The sequence below is a fragment of the Streptomyces swartbergensis genome, from assembly GCF_002148965.1.
Classification (GTDB): Bacteria; Actinomycetota; Actinomycetes; order Streptomycetales; family Streptomycetaceae; genus Streptomyces; species Streptomyces swartbergensis.
The window spans coordinates 1-812 of sequence record NZ_NGFN01000797.1 but is presented as its reverse complement, the minus strand read 5'-3'; the positions used below and the strand labels follow the sequence as shown (position 1 = coordinate 812).

At 75.2% G+C, this 812-nt stretch carries 1 protein-coding gene; it reads left to right on the top strand.

The window, feature by feature from the left end:
- A partial coding sequence (locus CA983_RS44405) for an AMP-binding protein (protein WP_143645893.1) occupies nt 1-762 on the top strand: 762 nt, incomplete at its 5' end.
- Nucleotides 763-812 lie beyond the last annotated feature (50 nt).

Here is an 812-nt window from a genome sequence, read left to right as displayed (position 1 = left end):
CTGATYGCCACGCCGACCGTGCTGTCCGGCCTTGACCCCGCCGCCTGCCCGCGCGTGCGCACGGTCGCCGTCGCGGGGGAGCCCTGCCCGCGCCCGCTGGCCGACCGCTGGGCCCGGCAGGCCGCCTTCCACAACTGCTGCGGCCCGACGGAGACCACGATCGTCAACACGATGGGCCGCCACGACCCGGCCGCCCCGCTGCTCACCATCGGCCGCCCCACCCCCAACAACACGGTCTACGTCCTCGACGCCGACCGGCGCCCCCTGCCCGTCGGCGAGACCGGCGAGATGTGGGCGGGCGGCGACTGCGTCTCCGCGGGCTACCTCGGCGACGACGCCCTCAACGCCGAGCGCTACGCCCCCGACCCCTTCCTCGGCGGCGGCCGCCGTATGTTCCGCACCCGGGACCTCGGCCGCTGGACCCCCGACGGTGAGCTGGAGCACCTCGGGCGCACCGACGACCAGGTCAAGGTGCGCGGCTTCCGCGTCGAGCTGGACTCCGTCTCCTCCGTCCTGGAGACGGCCGCCGGCTGCACCCGCGCCGTCACCCTGAAACGCGACGCCCGCACGCTGGTGTCCTTCGTCTGCCCGGCCGACGTCGACCCGGACACCGCCCGCCGCGCGGTCGCGGACGCCCTGCCCTACTACTGCGTCCCCGAGCAGGTCCTGCCCCTCGCGTTCCTCCCCGAGACCGACCGCGGCAAGGTCGACAAACAGGCCCTGCTGACCATGCTCGACGAGCGCCTGGCGGTGGCCCGATGACCACGTCCCCCACCCGGACCCACCAGGACACGGGCGAGCTCCCGCCGCTC